This window comes from Agromyces sp. Y575 (assembly GCF_059445445.1).
In genome coordinates this window covers 94,838-117,935 of the sequence record NZ_JCAIUI010000006.1, presented here as the reverse complement: position 1 = coordinate 117,935, position 23,098 = coordinate 94,838, and the positions used below count along the sequence as shown (strand labels likewise).

25 protein-coding genes are annotated in these 23,098 nt (G+C 67.7%); 15 read left to right on the top strand and 10 right to left on the bottom strand.

The genetic code is table 11. From position 1 onward, the window contains the following. Positions 1–101: 101 nt before the first annotated feature. The 4 genes from AC1C2U_RS19225 (at position 102) to AC1C2U_RS19210 (ending at position 4,293) form a co-directional block, all read left to right on the top strand. Positions 102–1,403: a sugar ABC transporter substrate-binding protein gene (locus AC1C2U_RS19225; RefSeq protein WP_495363382.1), complete on the top strand. Its 1,302-nt coding sequence runs from the start codon at positions 102–104 to the stop codon at positions 1,401–1,403. A gap of 28 nt (positions 1,404–1,431) precedes the next feature. Next, on the top strand, positions 1,432–2,427 hold the full coding sequence (locus tag AC1C2U_RS19220) for a carbohydrate ABC transporter permease (RefSeq protein ID WP_495363381.1): 996 nt from the start codon (positions 1,432–1,434) through the stop codon (positions 2,425–2,427). After that, positions 2,424–3,254: a carbohydrate ABC transporter permease gene (locus tag AC1C2U_RS19215; RefSeq protein ID WP_495352701.1), complete on the top strand. Its 831-nt coding sequence runs from the start codon at positions 2,424–2,426 to the stop codon at positions 3,252–3,254. The genes AC1C2U_RS19220 and AC1C2U_RS19215 overlap by 4 nt, the downstream gene beginning before the upstream one ends. Before the next feature lie 142 nt (positions 3,255–3,396). After that, positions 3,397–4,293 (top strand): MurR/RpiR family transcriptional regulator, encoded by an 897-nt coding sequence (locus tag AC1C2U_RS19210; RefSeq protein ID WP_495363380.1) that lies wholly within the window; start codon positions 3,397–3,399, stop codon positions 4,291–4,293. Between the two features lie 126 nt (positions 4,294–4,419). Here the strand turns inward: AC1C2U_RS19210 and AC1C2U_RS19205 are convergent, their stop codons facing one another. From AC1C2U_RS19205 to AC1C2U_RS19195, 3 genes are all read right to left on the bottom strand, one after another. After that, positions 4,420–5,304: a nucleotidyl transferase AbiEii/AbiGii toxin family protein gene (locus AC1C2U_RS19205; protein WP_495363379.1), complete on the bottom strand. Its 885-nt coding sequence runs from the start codon at positions 5,302–5,304 to the stop codon at positions 4,420–4,422. Beyond that, positions 5,301–5,888, bottom strand: coding sequence for a type IV toxin-antitoxin system AbiEi family antitoxin domain-containing protein (locus AC1C2U_RS19200; RefSeq protein WP_495363378.1), 588 nt, complete (start codon positions 5,886–5,888; stop codon positions 5,301–5,303). Before AC1C2U_RS19200 ends, AC1C2U_RS19205 begins: the two co-directional genes overlap by 4 nt. Positions 5,889–6,090: 202 nt before the next feature. Continuing rightward, the gene (locus AC1C2U_RS19195) at positions 6,091–7,215 is read right to left on the bottom strand and encodes a carboxylate-amine ligase (protein WP_495363377.1); all 1,125 of its coding nucleotides are present in this window, start codon (positions 7,213–7,215) and stop codon (positions 6,091–6,093) included. A 158-nt stretch (positions 7,216–7,373) separates the two neighbouring features. Between AC1C2U_RS19195 and AC1C2U_RS19190 the strand changes: the two genes are divergently transcribed. Both AC1C2U_RS19190 and AC1C2U_RS19185 read left to right on the top strand, forming a co-directional pair. Further along, positions 7,374–7,748 carry a YciI family protein gene (locus tag AC1C2U_RS19190; RefSeq protein ID WP_495363376.1) on the top strand — a complete coding sequence of 125 codons (375 nt, stop codon included), beginning with the start codon at positions 7,374–7,376 and terminating at the stop codon, positions 7,746–7,748. A gap of 5 nt (positions 7,749–7,753) precedes the next feature. Further along, positions 7,754–8,995: an RNA polymerase sigma factor gene (locus AC1C2U_RS19185; RefSeq protein ID WP_495363375.1), complete on the top strand. Its 1,242-nt coding sequence runs from the start codon at positions 7,754–7,756 to the stop codon at positions 8,993–8,995. A gap of 197 nt (positions 8,996–9,192) precedes the next feature. On the opposite strand, the gene AC1C2U_RS19180 is transcribed toward AC1C2U_RS19185, so the two are convergent. Next, positions 9,193–10,782 (bottom strand): multicopper oxidase family protein, encoded by a 1,590-nt coding sequence (locus AC1C2U_RS19180; protein WP_495363374.1) that lies wholly within the window; start codon positions 10,780–10,782, stop codon positions 9,193–9,195. Then, a complete protein-coding gene (locus AC1C2U_RS19175; RefSeq protein WP_495363373.1) occupies positions 10,779–11,264 on the bottom strand; it encodes a hypothetical protein in 486 nt (161 codons plus the stop codon). The genes AC1C2U_RS19180 and AC1C2U_RS19175 overlap by 4 nt, the downstream gene beginning before the upstream one ends. 156 nt (positions 11,265–11,420) lie before the next feature. On the opposite strand from AC1C2U_RS19175, the gene AC1C2U_RS19170 reads away from it, so the two are divergent. Both AC1C2U_RS19170 and AC1C2U_RS19165 read left to right on the top strand, forming a co-directional pair. Continuing rightward, a complete protein-coding gene (locus tag AC1C2U_RS19170; RefSeq protein ID WP_495363372.1) occupies positions 11,421–12,587 on the top strand; it encodes a sensor histidine kinase in 1,167 nt (388 codons plus the stop codon). Further along, complete coding sequence (locus tag AC1C2U_RS19165; protein WP_495363371.1) at positions 12,584–13,246, top strand: response regulator; 663 nt, start codon at positions 12,584–12,586, stop codon at positions 13,244–13,246. The genes AC1C2U_RS19170 and AC1C2U_RS19165 overlap by 4 nt, the downstream gene beginning before the upstream one ends. 7 nt (positions 13,247–13,253) lie before the next feature. On the opposite strand, the gene AC1C2U_RS19160 is transcribed toward AC1C2U_RS19165, so the two are convergent. The 3 genes from AC1C2U_RS19160 to AC1C2U_RS19150 all read right to left on the bottom strand — a co-directional run bounded on the left by AC1C2U_RS19160 (position 13,254) and on the right by AC1C2U_RS19150 (position 15,544). Then, on the bottom strand, positions 13,254–14,069 hold the full coding sequence (locus AC1C2U_RS19160) for an NINE protein (protein WP_495363370.1): 816 nt from the start codon (positions 14,067–14,069) through the stop codon (positions 13,254–13,256). Continuing rightward, positions 14,059–14,901, bottom strand: a complete 843-nt coding sequence (locus AC1C2U_RS19155) for a sulfite exporter TauE/SafE family protein (protein ID WP_495363369.1) — start codon at positions 14,899–14,901, stop codon at positions 14,059–14,061. Before AC1C2U_RS19155 ends, AC1C2U_RS19160 begins: the two co-directional genes overlap by 11 nt. 61 nt (positions 14,902–14,962) lie before the next feature. Then, positions 14,963–15,544 carry a VanZ family protein gene (locus AC1C2U_RS19150; RefSeq protein WP_495363368.1) on the bottom strand — a complete coding sequence of 194 codons (582 nt, stop codon included), beginning with the start codon at positions 15,542–15,544 and terminating at the stop codon, positions 14,963–14,965. 366 nt (positions 15,545–15,910) lie between these two features. Here AC1C2U_RS19150 and AC1C2U_RS19145 point away from each other — a divergent pair, with 366 nt between their 5' ends. From AC1C2U_RS19145 to AC1C2U_RS19135, 3 genes are all read left to right on the top strand, one after another. After that, entirely contained in the window at positions 15,911–16,114 is a 204-nt protein-coding gene (locus AC1C2U_RS19145) for a cold-shock protein (protein ID WP_129520071.1), read from the top strand. 291 nt (positions 16,115–16,405) lie between these two features. Next, positions 16,406–17,473 (top strand): fatty acid desaturase family protein, encoded by a 1,068-nt coding sequence (locus AC1C2U_RS19140; protein ID WP_495363408.1) that lies wholly within the window; start codon positions 16,406–16,408, stop codon positions 17,471–17,473. A 141-nt stretch (positions 17,474–17,614) separates the two neighbouring features. Further along, positions 17,615–17,821: a cold-shock protein gene (locus AC1C2U_RS19135; RefSeq protein WP_022893778.1), complete on the top strand. Its 207-nt coding sequence runs from the start codon at positions 17,615–17,617 to the stop codon at positions 17,819–17,821. A 200-nt stretch (positions 17,822–18,021) separates the two neighbouring features. On the opposite strand, the gene nhaA is transcribed toward AC1C2U_RS19135, so the two are convergent. Continuing rightward, on the bottom strand, positions 18,022–19,914 hold the full coding sequence (nhaA, locus tag AC1C2U_RS19130; protein ID WP_495363367.1) for a Na+/H+ antiporter NhaA: 1,893 nt from the start codon (positions 19,912–19,914) through the stop codon (positions 18,022–18,024). A 163-nt stretch (positions 19,915–20,077) separates the two neighbouring features. Here nhaA and AC1C2U_RS19125 point away from each other — a divergent pair, with 163 nt between their 5' ends. Then, entirely contained in the window at positions 20,078–20,461 is a 384-nt protein-coding gene (locus AC1C2U_RS19125; protein ID WP_495363366.1) for a TFIIB-type zinc ribbon-containing protein, read from the top strand. Between the two features lie 240 nt (positions 20,462–20,701). On the opposite strand, the gene AC1C2U_RS19120 is transcribed toward AC1C2U_RS19125, so the two are convergent. Beyond that, positions 20,702–21,121, bottom strand: coding sequence for a VOC family protein (locus tag AC1C2U_RS19120; RefSeq protein WP_495363407.1), 420 nt, complete (start codon positions 21,119–21,121; stop codon positions 20,702–20,704). 292 nt (positions 21,122–21,413) lie between these two features. Here AC1C2U_RS19120 and AC1C2U_RS19115 point away from each other — a divergent pair, with 292 nt between their 5' ends. The 3 genes from AC1C2U_RS19115 (at position 21,414) to AC1C2U_RS19105 (ending at position 22,934) form a co-directional block, all read left to right on the top strand. Beyond that, positions 21,414–21,866: an ArsR/SmtB family transcription factor gene (locus tag AC1C2U_RS19115; RefSeq protein WP_495363365.1), complete on the top strand. Its 453-nt coding sequence runs from the start codon at positions 21,414–21,416 to the stop codon at positions 21,864–21,866. Continuing rightward, positions 21,863–22,336 (top strand): SRPBCC family protein, encoded by a 474-nt coding sequence (locus AC1C2U_RS19110; protein ID WP_495363364.1) that lies wholly within the window; start codon positions 21,863–21,865, stop codon positions 22,334–22,336. Before AC1C2U_RS19115 ends, AC1C2U_RS19110 begins: the two co-directional genes overlap by 4 nt. Before the next feature lie 157 nt (positions 22,337–22,493). Then, positions 22,494–22,934, top strand: a complete 441-nt coding sequence (locus AC1C2U_RS19105; protein ID WP_495363363.1) for a VOC family protein — start codon at positions 22,494–22,496, stop codon at positions 22,932–22,934. The last annotated feature ends 164 nt before the right edge of the window (positions 22,935–23,098 follow it).

Sequence of the window (23,098 nt, the reverse complement as noted above, 5' to 3'; positions counted from 1 at the left end):
AATACTACTTCCAGAGTGAGTTCTGTTTCAGGTTCATCGTCCGTTTCATATTCCCGGTCGGCGCGTGAGTGCCACCAACGTTTCAATGAGGAGACACCCCTATGAACAAGCGCTTCCTCCCGGTCGCGGCACTCGGCATCACCGCCATGTTCGCGCTGGCAGCCTGCTCCAGCGGCGAGACCCCTGCCGCCGACGACGGCCCGATCGACGCGAAGGGCGAGACCCTCACCGTCTGGATCATGGAGGGCACCAACCCCGACTCCGAGCCCTTCTTCGAGAAGGTCGGCGAGGCATTCACCGAAGAGACCGGTGCGACCCTCGAGGTCGAGTACGTGCAGTGGGCCGATGCCCACGACCGCTTCGTCACGTCGATCGCGGGCGGCACCACCCCCGACGTCGCCGAGACCGGCACCACGTGGACCGCCGAGTTCGCCGACGCCGGCGCGCTCGCCCCGCTCACCGAATTCGTCGCCGCCGAAGACGGCCTGCAAGGCGACCTCGTCGATGGCCTCGAGGTCGCCGGCACCTACGACGGCGACCTCTACGGCATGCCGTGGTACGCCGGCGTGCGCTCGATCGTCTATCGCGCCGACGTCTTCGACGAGCTCGGCCTCGAGGCGCCGACCAGCTGGGACGAGATCGTCTCGGCCGGCGAGGCCATCAAGGCGGCTCACCCCGAGATGCTCGCATTCGCGGTTCCCGGCAACGCCGAGTTCGGTGTGTACCCGTGGGTCTGGGGCGCCGGCGGCGAGGTCTCGGAGCTCGACGGCGACGAGTGGACCTCGGGCCTTGCGAGCAAGGAGTCCCAGGAGGGCATCCAGTTCTACACCGACCTCGCACTGAAGCACGGCTTCTCCTCGGCCGGCGCGACCACGTGGAAGGAGACCGACGCGCGCGACGCCTTCACGCAGGGCAGCGTCGCCATGATGCTCTCCGGCTCGTGGACCCCGAAGGCGCTCGTCGAGAAGGCTCCCGACCTCGAAGGCAAGATCGCGGCAGCGGTCATCCCCGGTCAGGAAGACGGCATCTCGCCGTCGGTGCTCGGCGGCTCGCACCTGTCGGTCTTCAACACCTCGAAGAACCAGGAACTCGCGTACGCCTTCGTCGAACTCATGACCACGGGCGAGTTCGCCGCCGAGTGGGCCGACTCGACCGGATACTTCCCGGGCCTCGAGTCGCTCATGGACGACGCGCTCGCCTCGACCGACCCGCTCGTGCAGCCCTTCGCCCAGCAGATGGTCGAGGGCGGCGCATCCGTGCCCGTCACCCCGACCTTCGGTGCGGTGCAGGCCAAGCAGACGACGAACACCATGATGCAGGCCATCCTCAGCGGTCAGAAGACCGTCGAGCAGGCGACCAAGGATGCCGCTGCCGAGATGGACACCATCATGAACGGCAACTGAGGCGACCGGAACAACCGAGGCATCTGATTTGTCGAACCTCGCACCAACGCTGTCGGTCACGGGTGAGGGCGCTCCGGCGTCCGCATCCGTGGCCGGCGGCGTTGGTGGCCGCGACCCCCGCGGCCGCCGTTTCCTGACCTGGGCGAAAGCCCGTCCGTGGGTGCTCCTCGCGCCCGCGCTCCTCATCCTCGGCGGCCTCATGCTGTGGCCGCTCATCCGCGTCGTGCTCTTCTCGCTGCAGGACTACGGCCTGCGCGAGATCGTCAGCGGCAAGTCCAACTTCATCGGCCTCGACAACTACGTCGAGGCGTTCACCAATCCGACCCTCTGGTCGGTCGTGCTACCGAACACGCTGGGCTTCGCCGTGGCATCCGTCGCAGGCACCGTCATCGTCGGCACGCTCGTCGCCCTGCTGCTCGCCTCGCTCGGCACCTTGTGGCGCACCGTCGTTGCGAGCGCCATCATGATCGCCTGGGCGATGCCCGCGGTCACCGGCACCTACGTGTGGGTCTGGATCTTCGACGCCGACAAGGGCATAGTCAACTCGACGCTCATGGCGATGGGCCTCATGGACGAGCCGTACAACTGGTTCACGAACCAGTGGTCGTTCTACGGCATCGTGCTCTTGAACGTCATCCACCACGGCTTCCCGTTCGTGGCGATCACGATTCTCGCGGGCCTGCTCGGCGTGCCGAAAGAGATGCTCGAGGCCGCCGAGATGGACGGCGCCGGCGCGTGGCGACGGTTCTGGAAGATCATCTTCCCGACGCTGAAGCCCGTCTTCTCGGTCGTCATCATCCTGTCGACCATCTGGGACTTCAAGGTGTTCGCGCAGGTCTACCTGATGCCGGGCGGTGCGGGCTCGAACCGATCGGTGCTGAACCTCGGCGTCTGGTCGTACGTCGAGTCGTTCGGGCAGAACCGCTACGGCTTCGGCGCGGCGCTCGCGGTGCTGCTCACGATCGTGCTGCTGGCCATCACGGTCGTCTACATCCGCACGCTCTTCAAGGAGGAACAGCTGTGAGACGGCGTTCCCCCGCACGCAACATCGGCAAGATCATCGCCGTCGTCGCGTTGCTGCTCTTCACCCTCTTCCCGGTGTACTGGATGGTCTCGAGCGCGTTCGACGCGCAGGCGTCGAGCGGCGGCCAGTCGCTCGTGCCCAAGGAGTTCACGTGGGACAACTTCACCTACGTGCTGAGCGAGGGCGGCTTCGACGTCTTCCTCCGCAACTCGGCGCTCGTGGCGGTCGTCACCGTGCTCGCGAGTGCGATCGTGGCACTGCTCGCCTCGGTCGCGGTCGCCCGGTTCAAGTTCAAGTTCCGCACGGCAATGCTGCTCATGATCCTCGTCGTGCAGATGGTGCCCCTCGAAGCACTCGTGATCCCGCTGTTCGTGCAGGTGCGCGACCTCGGCCTGCTGAACACGCTGCTCGGCCTGATGGTCGTCTACGTGGCGCTCTCGCTGCCGTTCGGCATCTGGATGCTGCGCGGCTTCGTCGCCGCCGTACCGGTCGAGCTGGAAGAGGCCGCCTACATCGACGGCGCGAGCTGGTGGCGCATGTTCCGTTCGGTCATGCTGCCGCTCGTGATGCCTGGCCTCGTCGCAACGAGCGTCTTCTCCTTCATCACGGCGTGGAATGAGTTCATCTTCGCGATGACCCTGCTCGGCGGGGCGACGGAGAACTACACGGTCGCGATCGGCCTGAAGTCGTTCTTCGGCCTGCACTCCAACGAATGGGGCTACATCATGGCCGCATCGACGCTCATCACCCTGCCGGTCATGATCTTCTTTATCATCGTTCAGCGTCGCCTCTCGTCGGGCCTCGTCGCCGGCGCCGTCAAAGGCTAGGCGTGGGCACCCCCTCTCAACCCGCCGCGGTGACCAGAACTGGGGTGGCTCCCCGCGCCGCACAGCCGGGTGGCATCCTCGAGGATGGAAGGCAGGCCGCGGACGCGGGCGCACATTCTCAGCAGGAACCGGGGACCCAGTGATGTCGGCGAACGTGCTCACGGCCGTGCGAGCAGCACTGCCGCGCCTCAGCTCGTCGGAGGCGCGTGTCGCCGAGGCGATCATCGCCGACCCGACGCTCGTCGTCGAGCTCACGATCAACGACCTCGCGCGCGTCTGCGGTACCTCGCTGTCGACCGTCGCCCGTTTCTGCCAGACCCTCGGCTACAGCGGGTATCGCGAGTTCCGCATGGAGGTCGCGAGCGCGGTGAGCCGTGAGGCGGCCGGGCGCGACCGGTTCGGTCTCGCCGACTCCGACATCAATCCGGATGACTCGGCCGACGACGTGCTCGCGAAGATCGCGTTCCAGGAGGTGCTCGCCATCGAGGAGACGGTCGCGGGTCTCGACACCGCGGTGCTCGACGGCGTGGTGTCGGCGATCGACGCGGCGGGGCACGTCGACCTCTATGGATTCGGCGCGAGCGGCCTCACCGCTCAGGACCTTCAGCAGAAGCTCACCCGTATCGGCATCTCCGCGTTCTGCTCGGTCGACATCCACCTCGCGCTGGTCTCCGCGGCGCTTCGGAGGCCGACGGATGTCGCGATCGGCATCTCGCACTCCGGACTCACCACCGAAACGAGCCACGCCCTTTCCGCCGCCCGCGACGCCGGTGCGACGACCGTGGCGATCACCAACTCGCCGGAGTCGCCGATCGCCGAGCTCGCCGAATTCGTGCTCATGACCCGCGCACGCGAGTCGACCTACCGCATGGGCGCGATGTCGAGTCGCATCGCCCAGCTCGCGCTCGTCGACTTCCTCTTCGTGCGGGTCGCGCAGCGAAGGCACGATGACGTGGCGACGCCGTTGCGCCGCACGCACGAGGTCACCGAGAGCCACCGTCTCGCCACCAGGCGCAAGCGCACGGCCAACGGCGAGTAGGGCTCAGCTCACCCGGTACCGCCATCGGGAAGCTCCCGCGATCCCTGCTTTCGCGAGGGATGCCGGGGGCTTTCTCCGAATTGGCCAGTTGCCCACAATTTGCCCGCACCCGCAAAGTTGGACGAGCTACTCCGCCCAGGTCTGCGTTTCCGGGTCCCAGCGGGCGGTGTCGGGCATTTCGCCGGAGTAGACCGGGTCGAGGAACGCGACGATGTCAGCCAACTGGTCGTCGAGGTCCGCTTCGGTTCGTTCTTGCAGTGCTTCCTTGCGCCGCCAGGCGTCCCACTTGGTCTGCATCCCTGGAACCGCCCCGTACCCGTCGACGTAGTCGGCGAGCGGTTCGAGGTCGAATCCGCGATGCTGAGCGACCGCTGTCGCGGCGGCGCGGATGTCACCGGCTGTGAACTCCTGGGTGCGTTGGAATCCACGGATGTCCACGTAATCCCGCCACCGGGTGCTTGTGGTGCCACGCTGCAAGATAGTCACGGACTTTTCGGCGATGACCGTAGGGATGGGGTGTCCGAAAACTTCGAGAGTCCCGCCGAGTAGCCGCGGGAGCTCGACGATTTCCGGCTTCGGCCAGATCGGGTCGCCAGTGCTGACGTCGAGCTGGATCGACACCGATGTGCGGTGAAGAGTTGCAGGCACCGTGACTCGAAGGCCCGTGTACGCGTCGGCGTCGCGGATCTGAACCACTCGCGTTGCGTCAGCGTCGATTGCGAGCCCGTCTTCGTCGTCGATCGCGGCGACCGCGACGACGACTGCAAGTAGATGCTCTTCGTCGAGTTGAAAGTTCAACGCCTGCAGGTCAGCATCTCTGGTTGGGCGGCGGAGCCGGTAGGCGGCCAGCAGTAGGCCCCCTTTGAGGACGAAGTCGCCCGCGTACTCGGTGCGGCCGAGTCGGTCAAGGAACCGTTCGAGCGCGTAAAGCACGTGCGTCTCGTGGGAGTTTCGGCGTTGCTGGCGTGCGAGGTTGGTCAGCTTGGCGCTGATGCTGGCTGCGCTCGTCACGTCAAGAACTCCAAGGCGTGGCGAAGCGGGGCTTCGGATCGGGGGATCTGGCGGGCGATGCTGATGAGCTTCGCGGGACGTGATCCACGAAGCCGGAGCCAGTTTCGGAGTGCCTCCGTCGCGATCTCGTAGCCGGCGTAGCCTCGGAGCCGGAACGCGTCGATGATGGACCGTTCGGCGCTGTAGATGCCGATGGTCAATTCGCTGCCGTCAATCGGTTGCTCACGACGTTCGATGTCGAACGTCGGAGCGTCGAACGAGTGCCAGTGGACTGCGGCTGTTGTCTTCGGGTGGCGGCGGTTGCGGGGGAGCGCGATGTCGATCTTGTCGGGGATCGCGTCGATCAGGTCGTAGCGTGCCAGCGCGCTAGTGAGACAGATTGTTGCGCGCTGAGCTCGGGTAGCGATCTCTATGAGATTCAGGTCGGCGAACGGCGCGTCAGTGCGCCGGTAGCGTCCGCGGCTGACCCGTTCGATCCGGTGGTGTTCGAGGAGCTTCTGCAGGTCTCTGACCTGTAGTCCGGCGTCGCGTGCGTCGGTGAAGGTGAAGGTGTCCGCCGCGATCGCGTCGAGCTTCGTGCTCATCGTGAGCTCCTTTCTGCATCATATTGCATACACATAATACTAACTGTATGCGCTTTGACGCGCGAGGGCATCCTGACTATCACATCGAAGTGCATACAGATAGTCGCATCTGTATGCGGTGTGATTCAAGGGTCCTTGGTCCGAGACCTGGATCTGAACGCGCTGGGCCCGACACCGCTGACCAGGTTCTTGCCAACCGGGCTCAGCTCTCACGCGCGAACGTCTCCTCGTACAGCGAGCGCAGGCCCGCGTTGCCGCTCTCCCTGAACGCGGCTCGCTGTCGCGCCGCGCCCGTGCCCTCTCGCATCAGCCTCGCGATGCCTTCCCGCACCAACTCCAGGTCACCGGCCGCTTCGAGCGCCGGTTGCAGCAGTCGGATGCTCCGCTCCAACGTCTCCTCGGTCGGGCGCAGCTCCCCGAGCACCGGGTCGAGCACCTCCGCGCTGATGCCGGTGTGCGCGGAGTGCAGCAGCGCGGCGTTCAGCAGCTCCGGACCGGGCGCCGATTTCGCGGTCGGCTGCACGGCGTGCGCCCACGCCAGCTCGTCGTCGACGACGGACACGACGAGCGCGCGGCAGAGCGAAGCGAGGAGTACCGATGACCACGCCTCGAGCTGTGCGTCGGCGACGCGGATCTCGATCGTCGGCAGTTTCGGGGAGAGTCGGGCGTTCCACATGATGATCGCCCGGTCCTTCATGCCGCCGATGCCGATGAGTCGCTCGAGTCGCCGGTCGTAGTCGGCGCCGTCACGGAAGACCGGCGGGCATCCGGTGGTCGTCCACCGTCGCTGGGCGACATTGCGCCAGCTCTCGTACCCGGTGTCGTGCCCGCGCCAGATCGGCGAGTTGCCGGTCAACGCGGAGAAGAGCGGCAGCCAGGTGCGCGACGCGTTCAGTGCGCGCACGCCCGCTTCGTGGTCGGGGATGCCGACGTGCACGTGCAGGCCCTGGATCTGGTGGTCGGCGATGACGTCGCCCATGTCGTCCGCGATGCGGAGATATCGGGGCAGGTCGGTGACAGTCGGGAACGGCAGCGCATCCGGCGGTGCCCCGACGCTCGCGACGACCGAGCCGAGCCGCACCGCCTCCGTCGTGAGCTCCCGACGGAACCCGACGAGCGCGGCCTGCGCGTCGGCCATCGAGGTGAACACCACCGAGGCGTGCTCGACCTGCGCGGCGAGGAACTCGTGATGGGTCACCGGCTCCCAGTCGGGTTGCGCGGCGAGGCTGCGGAACGCGCCCGCCGCGACATCCGCCGGGCGCAGCGTCTCGGGGTCGAGGAAGACGAATTCCTCCTCGATGCCGAACGTCGTCGGTTTCTCACCCATCGCGGCCTCCCCGGAGCGCTGTTCGAACTCTCGTCACCTCCGACGATGGTGTCAACCCCCGAATCGGGTGATGCTTGCTGCGGTCGAGAATCGCCCCACAGCCTCGACATACTGATGGGAGCGCGGTTCTGACTCCCCAGATCGAAGGAGCGATTCCGATGAAGTACCTGATCCAGATCTACAGCAACCCAGCGTCGCGTGCTGTGTGGAGCAAGTTCACGCCTGAGCAGCAGGCCGAGGGCTACGTCTACTACCAGCGCATCAGCGAGGAGCTCGCGGCGAGCGGGGAGTTCGTGGCGAGCGAGGCGCTCGCTGACATCTCGCTCGCCAAGCGCGTGACGCATGACGACAACGGCACGGTCGCGAGCGACGGTCCGTTCGCCGAGACGAAGGAGCTGCTCGCCGGCTTCTATCTCGTCGACTGCGAGACCGAGGGGCGAGCCGTCGAGATCGCAGCGCGCTTCCCCGAGGCGCAGTTCGGCCTCGTCGAGGTGCGGCCGGTGCTCGAGATGGCCTCGGGCCCCGACGTGTGACTTGGATGCTCGAGAGCGACGCCGTCCGGGCGCTGCGAGCCGCCGCACCGTCGGCGCTCGCGGTGCTCGTGCGGCGCTACGGTGACTTCGCGGCGTGCGAAGACGCCGTGCAGGAGGCGCTCATCGCGGCATCCGATCAATGGCCGCGAGATGGCGTGCCCGATAGCCCCCGTGCGTGGCTCGTGCGGGTCGCCTCGCGGCGCTACATCGACGAGGTGCGAGCGGATGTCGCACGCCGCCGCCGCGAGTCGCGCGCCGCCGAGCTCGAGCCGACGCCGTCGCCGGTGTCCGCGGTCGACGACACGCTCACGTTGTTCCTGCTCTGCTGTCACCCGGCACTCGGTCGCCCGGCGCAGCTCGCACTCACGCTCAGGGCCGTGGGCGGCCTCACGACGGCCGAGATCGGTCGCGCCCTGCTGGTGCCCGAAGCGACGATCGCGCAGCGGATCTCGCGTGCGAAGGCACGGATCAGGGCGAGCGGCGATGGCTTCCGGATGCCGCAGCCGGCCACCCTCGACGGCCGGCTCGCCGCCCTGCGCCAAGTGCTCTACCTGATCTTCACAGAGGGGCACACCGCGAGCTCCGGAGACGAACTCGCCCGTGTGGACCTCTCGGCAGAGGCGATCCGCCTCACGAGGCAGTTGCTTGCGCTCGTGCCCGACGACTCGGGGGAGTCCACCGGGCTCCTCGCCCTCATGCTCCTCACCGACGCGCGTCGTGCCGCGCGCACCGGCGCAGCGGGCGCGCTCGTGCCGCTCGACGAGCAAGACCGCTCGCGCTGGGACCGCCGCATGATCGACGAGGGCGTCGCCCTCATCACCGGGGTGCTCGACCGCGCCCCGATCGGCCCGTACCAACTGCAGGCGGCGATCGCCGCCGTGCACGACGAGGCGGCATCGACCGACGACACCGACTGGATCGAGGTCCTCGGACTCTACGACCTGCTCGAACGCCTCGCGCCTGGCCCCATGGTCACCCTCGGTCGCATCGTGGCGCTCGCCATGGTGGAGGGACCGCAGTCGGGACTCGTCGCGCTCGAGGCATCCGAGGCCTCAGAGGCATCGAGTGGCGGCGCTGCGCTCGCCCAGCATCACCGCACCTGGGCGGTGCGTGCGCACCTGCTCGAGCGGGCAGGGTCGACGGATGCCGCTTCGCTCGCGTTCGCCGAGGCAGCGCGCCGCACGCTGAACGGCCCCGAACAGCGCTACCTCGCGGCGAAGGCCGAACGGTTGCGCGCACCGCGCTGACACTCTGCGGGCTGAGCTTGTCGATGCCGGTCGCTGCCGTCTGTGGGTTGAGCTTGTCGATGCCGGCCGGTGCCGTCTGTGGGCTGAGCTTGTCGAAGCCAGCCGCTGCCGTTTGTGGGCTGAGCTTGTCGAAGCCGGCCGCTGCCGTCTGTGGGCTGAGCTTGTCGAAGCCAGCCGCTGCCTTTTGCGGGACCTCCTCAGCGGGCAAGCAGGCCCGCACCACCAGGCTCAGCCGTGATGCCCTGGTGCTCGTGCCCACTGGCCGGTTCTTCGGCGTGGTCGTCGTGTTGCGGGGAGCCGACGGCCACCTCATCGCCGGGTTCGACGACCACGAACTGACCCATCATCCCCTCGTCTTCATGCAGCAGCATGTGGCAGTGGTACATGTAGGGCATCTCAGGGTCGGTGTAGTCCTCGAACCGCATGAGCAGCCGGTAGGTGTGGTTCGGTTCGAGATAGACCGTGTCCTTCGGCCCCGACAGCACATCGGGCGGCGGTTCGCCGTCGATCGTGAGCACCTGGAACTGCACGTCGTGCACGTGGAAGCTGTGCGGCATCGGGATGGTGTTGCGCACCTCCCACACTTCGGTGCTGCCGACCGTCACGACTTCGTCGATTCGCCCCATATCCATCGTCACCCCGTTGATCTTCCGTTCGTCGAGCTCGAACGCGCGCTCCACGGTCGCGTCCGTCTCGACGAGCGCGTCCTCGACCGCGTGCGACGAGACCGGCCATCGGGGTTCCGGCGACGGTGCGAGTTGCTCGGCCGCCCTCAGTTCGAGTACGTCGAACGCGTCGTTGCCGCCCATGGCGAACGGCACGGCCACGTTGCCCAGATCCGCTTCGAACGATCGAAGCCGGGCCGTCGCCCCGGGCTCGACGGCCACGACGATCTCGGCTCGCTCTCCCGGGGCGAGCCGCACCTGCTCGGCGGCGACCGGTGCGTCGAGCAGCCCGCCGTCGGTTGCGATGAGCTGCATCTCGCGGTCGTCGAACCCGAACGAGTAGGTGCGCGCCGTCGATCCGTTCAGCAGGCGCAACCGCACGCGTTCGGTCGTGACCTCGTGGTACGCGCCGATCGTGCCGTTCGTCACGACGATGTTGCCGAGTGTGCCGGGCTCGCCGCCATCGTCACTCAACTCGAGCTGGCCGCCGTCGGTGATGAGCTTGTCCTGCACGATCACGGGAACGTCGTCGACGCCGTACTTCTGGGGAAGGTCGGCGGCGCGGGTCGCGTCGTCGTCGAGGATGAAGAGTCCGGCGAGACCGCGGTACACGTGTTCCTCGGTGGCTCCATGCGGGTGCGGGTGGTACCAGAGGGTCGCGGCAGGCTGATCGATCTTCCACGTCGGGCGCCAGGTGCCGCCGTCCGCCGCGATCTGCTGGTGGGGTCCGCCGTCCATCGCGGCCGGCAGGTGCATGCCGTGCCAGTGCACGCTCGTCTCCACGTCGAGGTCGTTCGTGACTTCGACGGCCACCTGTTCGCCGCGCTCCGCGCGGAGCGTCGGCCCCAGGAGGGCACCGTTGTAGCCCCATGTCGGCGTCATCGTGTTCGGTACGAATGAGGACGAACCCTGCTGCGCGGTCAGCGAGAAGACCCGAGTTCCATCGACGATGCGCGATTCGGCGACTGGGGGGATCGCCAGCTCGTTCGTGAACTCCTGGTCGCTGATCGGGCTCACGGATCCCGGCACGAGCGTGCAGCCCGACAGCAGCGCCGCCATGGCCAGCGCCGCGGTGGCCAGGGCTGCTCCGCTGAGAGCCAACTGCGTCGGGGTGCGGATCATCGCGCCCGTCGCAGCTTCTGGATCCCGGCGGCGGCGAGGCCGGCGAGGCATCCCCACAGCGCGTCCATCGCGAGGGCCGGCAGGACGATCCATGCCGGTCCTCCGCCGGTGAGCAACCCGCTGCCCGGTGCCACGATGGCGTTGATCAGCAGCGCGATCAGTCCGTACGCGATTCCGGTGAGTGTGAGTGTGAGCACCGGTCGTCCGACACGGCCGAAGCCGACGACGCCGATCCAGATTGCGGCGGAGAGCCCGACGATGACGAGAGCCCGGGGCGCGCCGCCGCCGATGCCGGTGAGTGCTGAGAGCGGCCACAGCAATGCCACCGACGCGAGTCCGAGGATGAGGGGCCACGTTTGGCGGAACCAGCTGCGTCGAACGGAAGCAGGTTCGAGCGCCGGCGCGGGGGCCGAGGGTGAGGCGGGCCGGGCCTGATCGCCGTGGTGCTGGAGCGGGGTGTCGGGGGACTGATCGGAGGTCATGCTTCCACGTTGTCCGGTGCTGAGCATCGGCACATCCGCCGACGGATGTGACATGGGTCGACGGGTGTCGACAGTTCGTGTCGCTCCCGGGCGACAGTTTCGGGGGATGCGTCTCGGTTCCCGCGCGCTCCTGCACCTGCTCCGTAGGCTGGTCCCGTGTCGAGCACCGGAGACCATCACTCCATCGCGCCGCGTCTCATCGACGCGGTGCTGGCGCTCGCGATGGCGCTCGCCGTCGCCGTCGTGATCGCTGCCGACTTCACCGGCGCCGGGCGGTCCGATCCGGGCGCGTACCTGTTCGCCGTCGGGTTCGGCGCCCTCATCGCGATTCGGCGTCTCGCCCCGCGCACGATGCTGGTGGCGACGGTGTTCGGGGTCTTCGCCTACTACGCGCTGGGCTATCCGGTGATCGGCATGGCGCTCCCGGCGGTCGCTGCGCTCTACTCGGCTGCCGAGCTGCGGCGCACCTGGTGGGCCGTCGGCGCCGGCGCGGTGCTCCTCGGGGTGTCGGCTTACTTCCGGCTGGTGGATGGGCAGCCGACGAGCTACCTCTACGGCTACGACCTGCTCACCAACGTCGCGCTCGTCGCGGCGGCGATCGCGCTCGGGGTGGCCGTGCGGCTCGCCCGCGAAGCGCGCGAGCGTACGGAGCAGGTGCGCTCGCTCACGGCGGCGGAACAGGCGTATCTCGCTGACCGGCGCCTGCAGGAGGAGCGCGTGCGCATCGCTCGGGACCTGCACGACGTCGTCGGCCATGATCTGGCCGTCGTGGCCCTGCACGCCGGCGTCGCCGCCGAGGCGATCGGCCGCGACGACGATGCCGCACGCGAAGCCATCGATCATGTGACGGCAGCCGCTTCGAGCAGCCTGCACGAGTTGCGTGCGACGGTGCGGTTGCTGCGCGAACCTGCTGCACCACCACGCGGGTCGATCGGTCTGGCCGGCATCGGCACGCTCATCGAACCGGCTCGCGCCACCGGCCTGACGGTCGATGTAGAGGTGGAGGTGCCGCCGGGAAGCGTCGATGCCGCGATCGACGCCGCGGCGTACCGAATCGTGCAGGAGTCGCTCACGAACGTGCTGCGGCATGCGAACGCGCAGCGTGTGCTTGTGTCGGCCCGGCTGATCGGTGGGCGAATGAACGTGACGGTCGCCGACGACGGCCGAGGTGACACCTCGGCGCTGCAACCGGTTGCGTCGGGCGCCGGCATCAACGGCATGCGGGAGCGGGCGATGCTGCTGGGCGGGCAGGTCGACGTCGGTCGAGGCGAACTCGGCGGCTTCGCCGTCACCGCCGAGCTGCCGGCGAGGCTCGTACCGTGATCCGGGTCGTGGTCGTCGACGACCAGGAACTCGTGCGCGCCGGACTCCGGCCGCTCGCCGAACGCGACGGCGACATTGCGGTGGTCGGCGAAGCCGACAGCGGAGCATCGGGTCTCGAGCAGGTACGGGCGTTGCGGCCAGACGTCGTGCTGATGGACATCCGCATGCCCGAGATGGACGGCCTCGAGGCGACGAGTCTGATCGTCGCCGACCCGGCGCTCGACGGTGTTCGCGTGCTCGTGCTCACCACGTTCGACGAGGACGAGCATGTCGTCGAGGCGATCCGGTCGGGCGCGGCCGGGTACCTGCTGAAGGACGTCTCGCCGAGCGAGCTTCGACGTGCGATCCGCGTGGTGGCTTCGGGGGACGCACTCTTGTCGCCGACGGTCACAGCCTCGGTGATGCGAGTGATCGCGGCAGGTCCGCCGGTCGGCGGCGACGAGCAGCGTCTGAGTGGGCTCACCGAACGGGAACGCGAGGTGCTCGAACGGGTCGGGCGGGGCCTGACCAACGACGAGATCGCCGGTGAGCTCTTCCTGAGCCCCGCGACCGCGCGCACCTACGTCAGTCGGCTGCTCACGAAACTCGGAGCGCGAGACCGTGCCGCCCTCGTGATCCTCGCGTATGAGACGGGCCTCGTCGTGCCCGGCGACCGGTGAACGCGCCTCAGCGCACGAGCAGGCCCACGATGCCCGACACGATGCTCGTCAACAGCGAGAGCGCGACGAGCGCCCCGGTCACGATCCACGCGACCCGCTTCTGCTCCTCGTACCCCTCGAGGGGCCGGCCGTCGCGATCGCGCTGCGCACCGGTGAGCACGAGCAGCAGGTCGACGAGCACCCAGACCCCGAGCCCGCCGAGGGTGAGCAACTTCGCGATCGCCGTTCCGTACTTGCCGAGGTAGAAGCGGTCGGCGCCCCAGAATCCGAGCAGCAGGGCGAACAGCCATGTCGCGACGAACGTGCGGCCGGCTGAGCGGTACAGCTCGTACGAGATCGGGGCTGCGGATGTCGCGGCTTCGGGGTAGCCCGGGGGGAGCGGCGCGGTCGTCTGCTCCTCGATCACGGAACTCGGCGGTGCCGGCAGCGTGTACGAGGGGAACTCGGCTGCAGCGGTCGCTGCCGGCTGGACGGGAGACTGCGGAGGAGGGAACGGCAGCGCAGCGTGGGGGCGGGCCGTCGTCGACTCGTCGATGTCGTCGTACCTCGGAACAGGCGTGGGGTCGAGCGACGGTGCAGCGGGCGGCGCGAACGGCCACGCAGGCGCAGGCGCGACCGCGGGGGCAGCCTGCGCGGGCTGGGGGGTCTGCGCGGGCTGCGGCGGCTGGGGGGCCTGCGCAGGCAACGGGTTCGGAGCGGCATCCGCCGGTCTCGGCGCCGTGTGCGGAGACCAGCCCGCGCCGTCCCAATAGCGCAGCAGCGCGGCATCCGCTTCGTCGTCGTACCAACCGGCGGCACGCCGCGGCTCGGGCTCAAGCGTCACGTTCGCTCCTCTCCTTCTGCTCCTTCTTCTGCAACCGTACGGCCCGCACGGCGAGCTGCACAGCCGCGATGACCACGAGTGCCGCGAACAGCCATGTCGACCACTCTGGCGACAGGAGGTGCGCGAGCGCGACGCCCCCGAACAACGCCACTGTCGCCGCGATACCGGCGATGACGCCGGCGCGAAGATCGACGACCCCGCCGCGAGTGTTGGTGATGGTGCCGCTGATCGCCGTGGGGATCATCACCGCGAGCGAGGTGCCCTTGGCGACGAGGTCGCTCATGCCGAAGAAGAGGATGAACGCCGGCACCATGACGAGCCCGCCGCCGATGCCGAAGAGCCCGGAGGCGACGCCGATGACGAGGCCGAGGCCGACCATGCCGATGATCGTGAGTGCGTCGAGCTCGAGATGTGCGGCGGCACGTGCGGGCACGACGAGCAGCATGCGCACGGCGACGACGACGAGCAGCGCGATGAACATCCAGCGCAGCCAGCCGAGGGGTACGCGGCGCAGCAGCAGTGCGCCCAGCCAGGAGCCGACGATGCCGCCCGCCGCGACGAAGAGCGCCGGAATCACATCGACCTCGCCGGCCAAGAAGTAGGTGATCGACCCGGCGATCGCCGTCGGCACGATCGCCGCGAGTGAGGTGGCCGCGGCTCGGCGCTGGTCCATGCCCGCGAAGGTCACGAGGAGCGGCACCATCAGCAGGCCCCCGCCGACCCCGAACGCACCCGAGAGCAACCCGCCGACGGCGCCGATCAGGGCGAGCCTCAGCCATGACGCGCGTTGGTCTCCAGAAGCCGCCGATGCGGGCGTCACAGGCGAAGTCACCCGCCTACTGTACTGGCGCAGGCGGGGCGGCCCGGCGGCAGACCGTCGGCCGCGCGGAGAGTTACGCCGCGCGGTCGGTCTGCGTCGCGACCAGCGCCGGATCGGGCAGCTGCGCGATCTCGGTCGGGTCGGCGACAGGGTGCTCGGCGACGGGGTGCTCGGCGACGGGGTCGAGTGTGCCGGCGGAATCCATCACCGCGTCGACGTCGACCCTGAGCATGGTGTCGGCGACGATGCCGGCTCGACGCACGCCGCGGGCGACGAGCACGAGCAGCACGCCGAGCATCGCGCCCGCCGTGTTCATCACGAGGTCGCGCGGGTCGGAGATGCGGTCGAGTTCGGGAACCTGCACGAGCTCGATGACGGTCGTGAAGCCGAAGCCCGCGAGCATCGCGAGCAGCCAGCGTCGCCTGTGGATGAGCAGCGCCGCCAGCAGCCCGACCGGAACGAAGAGCGCCACGTTGAAGGCGATCTCCGCGAGGTACCCGGTCGTCCACGTGACGGGCGCCGTCCACGCATCGGGGTTCAGGATGCCGCCGTCGACCTGATTGCCCGCGGTGCGCCACGGTGCCGGGCCGACGGTCACCCAGAGCACGACCGCTGCGTAGGCAGCAGCGACGAGACCGAGGGGGCGGCGGTTCATCCCATGATTCTCCACCTTTTGGGGGCCGCCCCGCTGGAATCTTGCCGAGTGTCTGCCCATTGTGAAGAAAATCGGCAGAGGTCTTCCCAGGTCACGATTCGGTCGCGTAGCGTGTGAAGCTGAACATCGCCCGATAGGGTTTTGTTCACTGATTCCTCCATCAAGCGGGCGCTCGCCCGTGCCTCCATCTGATTGCCCGGAGGCGGACCGATCCGCGTGGCATGACCCGATACGAGACGGCGGATGCCTCCGCGCACACCCGCCCCTCGCCCCCGCTCCGTCGGCAACCCGCCGTGCGGGGCAGCGGTCGACCGTCGACCGCATCGGGTTCGCACTCTGCGGCCCAGACGACAGAAGGACAGCAGTATGGCAACCGGAACCGTCAAGTGGTTCAACGCCGAAAAGGGCTTCGGCTTCATCGCTCCTGACGACGGCAGCGCCGACGTCTTCGCGCACTTCAGCGCCATCACGGGCAACGGCTACCGTTCGCTCGAAGAGGGTCAGAAGGTCGAGTTCGAGGTCGCGCAGGGCCCGAAGGGTCTGCAGGCGGAGAACATCCGCGGGCTCTGAGCCGGCACAGGTACCACGAGAACGCCGCCGCAGCACAAATGTGCTGCGGCGGCGTTCGCTGTTCTCACTCCGAGATCTTCGCTGTCCTCGCTCCGCCCGACCCCCCGGTGACGACGATGCGCATGCATCCGATGTGGCACCGGGCGGCTGGTGAAGATTTCTCAGCGCCTTCCCATGCGCCCGCGGTAGACTCAGGGCATCTGCAGCGGGTGGTTACCCGCGTGACACGGCTGGGAAGTCGATTACCAGTCGGGACGAAGAAACATCTCTCACACCGAAGCTCTCGGTGCGATTCGGGCAACGAAGCCCCGCACCGGTTCCGCGGATGTCACGCGGAGCTACACCGCCCTCTCCCGGGTCGTTCGTGAGTCCGGCCTTCTGAACCGCACTCGCTGGTTCTACCTCGCACTCGTCTCACTGCTCACGCTCGCTCTCGGCGGCGCGATCGCCGGCTTCATCCTGCTGGGCGACTCGTGGTTCCAGCTGCTCATCGCAGGCGCGCTCGGCCTCATCTTCACGCAGTTCGCGTTCCTCGCCCACGAGGCATCCCACCGCCAGGTGCTCGAGTCGGGCCCGAACAACGATCGGGTCGGCCGAATCCTCGCCGCCGGTGTCGTCGGCATCAGCTACTCGTGGTGGATGACGAAGCACACGCGTCACCACGCCAACCCCAACAAGGTGGGCAAAGACCCCGACATCGACTTCGACACGATCTCATTCACCGAGACGGATGCCGCGAAGCAGCGGGGGCTGCTCGCCCTCGTCACGCGCAAGCAGGGGTACCTCTTCTTCCCGCTGCTCATGCTCGAGGGGCTGAACCTGCACTACCGTTCGATCGCCACGCTCTTCGAGCGCGGTCGGGTCAAGGGTCGCTGGATCGAGTTGAGCCTCATCGCGGTGCGCTTCACGGTGTACCTCGGCGCGATCTTCTGGGTGCTGCCGCTCGGCATGGCCTTCGCCTTCCTCGGCGTGCAGCTCGCTGTCTTCGGCGTCTACATGGGCGCCTCGTTCGCGCCGAACCACAAGGGCATGCCGATCATCCCGGCCGATGTGAAGCTCGACTTCTTCTCGAAGCAGGTGCTGACCTCGCGCAACGTCTCGGGCGGTCTCTGGGCGAGCGCCCTCCTCGGCGGGCTCAACTACCAGGTCGAACACCACCTGTTCCCGAATATGCCCCGGCCGCACCTCGCCAGGGCCCGTGAGATAGTGCGCGAACACTGCCGCACGCTCGACGTACCCTATACAGAGACGACACTCGTCAAGTCATACGGTATCGTGATTCAATATCTCAATCGCGTCGGTCTCTCGGCGCGCGACCCCTTCGACTGTCCGATGGTGAACCAATTCCGACGGATCTGATCGAATACATGCTGGTTGAGCTTCGCGAAACCCGCACCACACACTTCCGTCGGCGGACGTCGCCGTCGGAACCCCGCATGGCCTCCGGCCATGCACGTCGCAGCAGCTTCGGCAGCTCGGCTTAATACAGAAGGAAATAACATGGCAACCGGAACCGTCAAGTGGTTCAACGCCGACAAGGGCTTCGGCTTCATCGCTCCTGACGACGGCAGCGCCGACGTCTTCGCGCACTTCAGCGCGATCGCATCGGGCGGCTACCGCTCGCTCGAGGAGAACCAGAAGGTCGAATTCGAGACCGCCCGCGGCCCCAAGGGTCTGCAGGCTGAGAACATCACGGTCATTTCGTAAGTTCTCGCATCCCTTTTGACCGGGGGCCGTCGCACTCATCGAGTGAGTTGAAACCTGGTCGACGAGCGGATGTCGCGGCAGCTGCCTCTTCGTGAGGCGTGCGCCGCGGCATCCGCTCTGTGCGTTTTCAGGGGCCTCTGTGCGTTTTCAGGAGGCTCTGTGCATTTTCGGGGCACGCTGTGCGTCTTCGGGGCTGAGTACTAGTCCGACGACGCGTTGATCGGGGCAGCTCCTCCAGCGGTCTCCTCGAGCGCGCGAATCAGCGACCGGGCGTCGTACGGGCCGAGGTGCCGTCGCCCGTTGACGAAGAGCGTCGGCACGGCGGTGATGCCCATCGCCTCGGCATCCAGCATGTCGTCGCGCACGCGCCCGGTCACCCTGGGTGACGTCAGGTCCGCTTCGAACCGCTCGACGTCGAGTCCGAGCTCGGTCGCCAGCCGCACGATGTCGGACGGCGCCTGGTGTTCCTGATCGGCGAAGAGACCGCGCTCGAACTCGAAGAACTTGCCCTGCAACGACGCAGCCTCTGCGGCCTCGGCGCCGGCCAGGGCGTTCGGGTGGTACTGCGTGAGCGGCGCATGACGCCAGATGTAGCGGAGCCGGTCGCCGAGCTCGGCGTGCACCTCCTGGATCGACCCCGAGGCCTTCAAGCAGAAGCCGCATTGGAAGTCGCCGTATTCGACGATCGTGTACGGCGCGTCGACAGCACCGAAGATGTGGTCGCGATCGGGGTCGACGGGGCGTGCGAGCGTCTGACCCGCGTCCAGGTCCGGCCGAGCGGCATCCGAGATGCGGAAGATCACGGTGCCGATGAGGAACGCGATGACCGACGCCGCGAGCACCCCGACGCGGGCCTCGTTCTGCGCTGCAGGGTCTTCGATGGCCAGGTCGACGATGAAGAGCGAGATCGTGAAGCCGATTCCGCAGAGCGCGGCGCCGCCCGCGATCCGATCGAGGGTGAGGCCGGCGCCGAACTCGCCGAGGCGGAGCAGCCGAAGCACGGCCGTGGAGCCGAAGACGCCGAGGAGCTTGCCCACGACGAGGCCGACGATGATGCCCCACGTGAGCGGTGAGCCGGCCGCACCGGCCAGGATCTCGGGACTGATCTGCACGCCGGCGTTGGCCAGGGCGAAGAGCGGGAGAATCACGTAGGCGACGTACGGCGCGTACGCGGATTGCAACCGTTCGTTGATGGAGATCGATTCACGCAGGCTGTTCGCGGCCGCTCGCGCGTACTCGGTGTTCGGCGACTGCCGGAAGGTGCGGGCGAGGTCGAGCGCGTGCTCGACGTCTCGCCGGTCGGGGCGGTAGACCGGCACCAGCAGCGCGATGGCGACGCCTGCGAGCGTCGGGTGCACGCCCGACGCGAGGAAGGACATCCACACGATGATCGCAAGGGTCGCGTAGACCGGTCCCCGGCCAGAGGGCAGGTATCGCGTGAAGTACACGCCGGCGAGGCCGACGGCCGCGACGATGAGGGGGAGCGGGTTGAAGTTCTCCGTGTAGACGAAGGCGATGATGCTGAGCGCACCGATGTCATCGACGACCGCGAGGGCCAGCAGGAAGACCCTCAGCCGGCCGGGCACCCGCGGCCCGATGAGGGCGAGTGCCCCGATGAGGAACGCGGTGTCCGTCGAGATCACGATTCCCCACGCATGCTCCTGGCCGGATCCTGCGGCGATGAGCACGAACAGCAGTGCCGGAACGACGAGGCCGGCGACCGCGGCCACCACCGGCACCATCGCCCGCGACCAACTCGTGAGCTCGCCGATCGCGAACTCCCGTCGCACTTCGAGCCCCACTGTGAAGAAGAAGATCGCCATCAGCGCGTCGTTGACCAGCGCGTGGAGAGTGAAGTCGAGCTGGATGTCGCCCACGCCAACGGACAGGTGGGTCTCCCAGAAGCTGTCGTACGACCCGGTCGCGACGTTCGCCCAGATGATCGCGGCCACTGTCGCGATGAGGAGCAGCAGGGCACTGATCCGACTCTGCCCCGTCGCACGGATGCGAGCGGCGATCGAGCGACGGGTACGAGACTGGGTGACCACGTCCTCTGGATCGGGTGACCGCTCGATGATGGTCAGGTTGGTCATGGCGAGCATTCTCCTCGGCGTCCGGGTGTGCGACAAGCGCATGGTCGCCGGGGGTCATCGGGCCCGGTGTCCTCAAAGGTTCGTTCTCTAGGCTCGACCACGTCGAATTGACCCGAACAGCCCCGACCTGTCCCGGTCGGCCCCGAAGAAGGAGCCCCCCCCCATGCAGTGCCCCAGTGACGGAACCGTGCTCGTGATGAGTGAGCGCAGCGGCATCGAGATCGACTACTGCCCGACGTGTCGCGGCGTGTGGCTCGACCGGGGCGAGCTCGACAAGATCATCGAACGCGGCGCCCGTGAGTTCTCGGCGCCGGTGCAGGCCGCACCTGCCCCTCCTGCCGCCGCGCCAGCCCCGCACGCCGCGCCAGCCCCGCCCACCGCTCCCGCGCAGCCGCAGGCGCCCGCCTACGGGCAGCAGGCCTACCAGCAGCCCTACGACGACAATCGTCGCAACGACAACCGTGGCTACGACAACCGTGGCTACGGCGACCAGGGCTACCCCCGCAAGAAGAAGAAGGAGAGCTGGCTCTCCGAGCTCTTTGACTGATCAGAGTTTCAGTCTGGCGGGGCGTGGGGGAAGGTCGTTGCGCACTTCGCCGATAGCTCGCGTCGCACCCGTGTCGCTTCTCAGGAACGGAGGCTGCACATGAGGCCCTTCTCAGGAGGTTTCGACCTGTCGCGCGAGCTTTCGGCGAAGAACTCCTGAAGAATCGTCATGCCGAGGTTCCACGGCGTGCCGGCACGGGGCGGGAGGGCTGCCGTCGGATCAGGCCGCGCTGCGGTCGGATCAGGCCGCGCTGCCGGTGATGTTCACGAGCCACGCGATGCCGTATCCGTCGACGCACATGCCGAACGCGTCACCCCACGGCGCGACTTCGAGCGGCACGGTGACCGAGCCGCTGCCCGAGAGCTTCTCCCAGTAGCCGCGCAGCGTCGCGCCATCGTCGACGCCGCCCGACAGTGAGACCGAGACGTTTCCGGCGCCGGCGTACTCCAGGGAGCTCGGGGTGTCGGCGCCCATCAGCACGATGCCGCCGGCCTCGAGCTGGCTGTGCATGATCTTGTCGGCATCGGCCGGATCGTCGGCCTGGCCGAACTCGGCGAAGGTGCTCGACGTGAGTTCGCCGCCGAACACTGACCGGTAGAACTCCATCGCCTCCTTCGCGTTGTCGCGGAAGTTGAGGTACGGGTTGAGCGTGACCATGATGCGACCCTTCTCGATGTGTCTCTCAGCGGCGATGTTGCTCGTTCGCGTGGTGCTCCGCAACCCCACGGTGTGAACACTCGGGGGTCGCGATACGGTGCTGCGCGCCCACTCGACCGGGGTGGTTAGAGGCAGCACACGCCCGGTTCGAGTCCCGCGCGACCGCTCGCGCCAGAGAACGGCTCGTGCCAGAGAACCGCTCGTGCCGGAGAGCGGGGCTTGACACCGTCATCCGATCGTCGTATCGTAATCAAACAAATGGTTGATCAATGAAGTGGTTGAGAAAGGAAGAGTGATGATCGTCGATCCGAGCGCAGACGACCGCCTCGACCGTGCCTTCATGGCGCTGGCCGACCCGGTGCGCCGCGGCATCATCGCCCGTCTGAGTCGCGGGCCGGCCACGGTCAACGAACTCGCCGAACCGTTCGCGATCACCAAGCAGGCCGTCTCGAAGCACATCCAGGTGCTCGAGCATGCGGGGCTCGTCACCAGAACGCGTGACGCACAACGCCGACCCGTGCACCTCGACGCGGCCCAGCTCGAAGCCCTCACCGCGTGGATCGACCGCTACCGGCTGATCCACGAGCAGCAGTTCCGCTCTCTGGACGCGCTGCTCGCCACCGACCGCGGTGCAGACGCCGCGGCATCCGTCGCCCTCGATGTGCTGATCGAGAATCGCGGCGACACCAGTGACACCCCCGCTGCCGGCGCATCCGCCGGCACCGACACGAAAGAGACAGGACAATGACGAACCCCGTCACCATCACCGCCCCCGAGGGGCTGCCCTTCATCGAGATCGAGCGCGAGTTCGATGCACCCGTCGCGGCCGTGTTCAACGCGCACCGCGACCCGGCGCTCGTCAAGCAATGGCTCGGTCCGAACGGCTACGACATGGCGATCGAGCGCTGGGACTTCGTGCCCCAGGGCGGTTACCGCTACGTGCACACCAACCCCGAGGGCGAGTCCTACGGGTTCAACGGCACCTTCCACTCGGTGCGCGAGAACGAGTTCGCGATCCAGACCTTCGAATTCGAGGGCTACCCCGACGTCGTGGCCATCGAGGCGATGACGTTCGAAGACCTCGGTGGCGGCCGCTCGCGCATCCGCATCCACTCCACCTATCCGAGCGTCGAGGCTCGCGACGGCATGGTGGCGTCGAACATGGAGCACGGCTTGCGCGAGGGCTACGAGCGCCTCGACGCCATCGTCGCCGCTTGAACGAGCTCACCACACCCAGTGAGTCGCCATCCAGTGAGTGGGCGGACTTGGCCGGTTCCGTGGTCGCGGACCACCAAGATCGCCCACTCGAGCGATGTGCAGCTCGCCATCGGTGAGTGAACGATAGAGAAGTGAACGACAGCGAACGGAGCACCTCATGGACTGGACACTGGAAGTCGTCATCGTGCCGGTGAGCGACCTCGACCGATCGATCGCGTTCTACCGCGACCAAGTCGGGTTCGACCTCGACCACAACACCAAGAACGAGCACATGCACGTCGCGCAGCTCACCCCGCGCGGCTCGGGCTGCTCGATCGTGATCGGCACGCTGCCGACGCAGCGCGACATGGCACCTGGCTCGCTGCACGGTGTGCAACTCGTCGTCGCCGATGCCGCGGCCGCCCACGCCGAGCTCGTCGACCGCGGCGTCGAGGTGAGCGAGATCAGCGTCATCGACGAACGCGACGGTGGCACCTTCTTCGGCTTCACCGACCCCGACGGCAACACGTGGGCCGTGCAGCAGCTCAAGGCTCGCGGCGTGACGCCGCTCATCCCCGTCGAGGCACGGCAGCGCTTCGGCGCCGAGCAAGAGCTCTGAACCGGCGGATGCCGCGTGGCGGCCCCTTCTCGAAAGGGCTCGCCCGCGGCATCCGTTCGTCGCTTGGGTCAGGCCGGTGCGACCGGTTGTCGCAGGATGGTGCGCAGTTTCCTGCTCGTGTCAGCGCGGTGCGACCGGTTGTCGCAGGATGGTGCGCAGTTTCC

What these genes read in the sequence shown, in the direction of transcription:
- AC1C2U_RS19225 (WP_495363382.1), top strand. Translation starts at nt 102, where the DNA reads ATGAACAAGCGCTTCCTCCCGGTCGCGGCACTCGGCATCACCGCCATG.
- AC1C2U_RS19210 (WP_495363380.1), top strand. Translation starts at nt 3,397, where the DNA reads ATGTCGGCGAACGTGCTCACGGCCGTGCGAGCAGCACTGCCGCGCCTC.
- AC1C2U_RS19200 (WP_495363378.1), bottom strand. Translation starts at nt 5,888, where the DNA reads ATGAGCACGAAGCTCGACGCGATCGCGGCGGACACCTTCACCTTCACC.
- AC1C2U_RS19195 (WP_495363377.1), bottom strand. Translation starts at nt 7,215, where the DNA reads ATGGGTGAGAAACCGACGACGTTCGGCATCGAGGAGGAATTCGTCTTC.
- AC1C2U_RS19190 (WP_495363376.1), top strand. Translation starts at nt 7,374, where the DNA reads ATGAAGTACCTGATCCAGATCTACAGCAACCCAGCGTCGCGTGCTGTG.
- AC1C2U_RS19185 (WP_495363375.1), top strand. Translation starts at nt 7,754, where the DNA reads ATGCTCGAGAGCGACGCCGTCCGGGCGCTGCGAGCCGCCGCACCGTCG.
- AC1C2U_RS19180 (WP_495363374.1), bottom strand. Translation starts at nt 10,782, where the DNA reads ATGATCCGCACCCCGACGCAGTTGGCTCTCAGCGGAGCAGCCCTGGCC.
- AC1C2U_RS19175 (WP_495363373.1), bottom strand. Translation starts at nt 11,264, where the DNA reads ATGACCTCCGATCAGTCCCCCGACACCCCGCTCCAGCACCACGGCGAT.
- AC1C2U_RS19150 (WP_495363368.1), bottom strand. Translation starts at nt 15,544, where the DNA reads ATGAACCGCCGCCCCCTCGGTCTCGTCGCTGCTGCCTACGCAGCGGTC.
- AC1C2U_RS19145 (WP_129520071.1), top strand. Translation starts at nt 15,911, where the DNA reads ATGGCAACCGGAACCGTCAAGTGGTTCAACGCCGAAAAGGGCTTCGGC.
- AC1C2U_RS19135 (WP_022893778.1), top strand. Translation starts at nt 17,615, where the DNA reads ATGGCAACCGGAACCGTCAAGTGGTTCAACGCCGACAAGGGCTTCGGC.
- nhaA (WP_495363367.1), bottom strand. Translation starts at nt 19,914, where the DNA reads ATGACCAACCTGACCATCATCGAGCGGTCACCCGATCCAGAGGACGTG.
- AC1C2U_RS19125 (WP_495363366.1), top strand. Translation starts at nt 20,078, where the DNA reads ATGCAGTGCCCCAGTGACGGAACCGTGCTCGTGATGAGTGAGCGCAGC.
- AC1C2U_RS19115 (WP_495363365.1), top strand. Translation starts at nt 21,414, where the DNA reads ATGATCGTCGATCCGAGCGCAGACGACCGCCTCGACCGTGCCTTCATG.
- AC1C2U_RS19110 (WP_495363364.1), top strand. Translation starts at nt 21,863, where the DNA reads ATGACGAACCCCGTCACCATCACCGCCCCCGAGGGGCTGCCCTTCATC.
- AC1C2U_RS19105 (WP_495363363.1), top strand. Translation starts at nt 22,494, where the DNA reads ATGGACTGGACACTGGAAGTCGTCATCGTGCCGGTGAGCGACCTCGAC.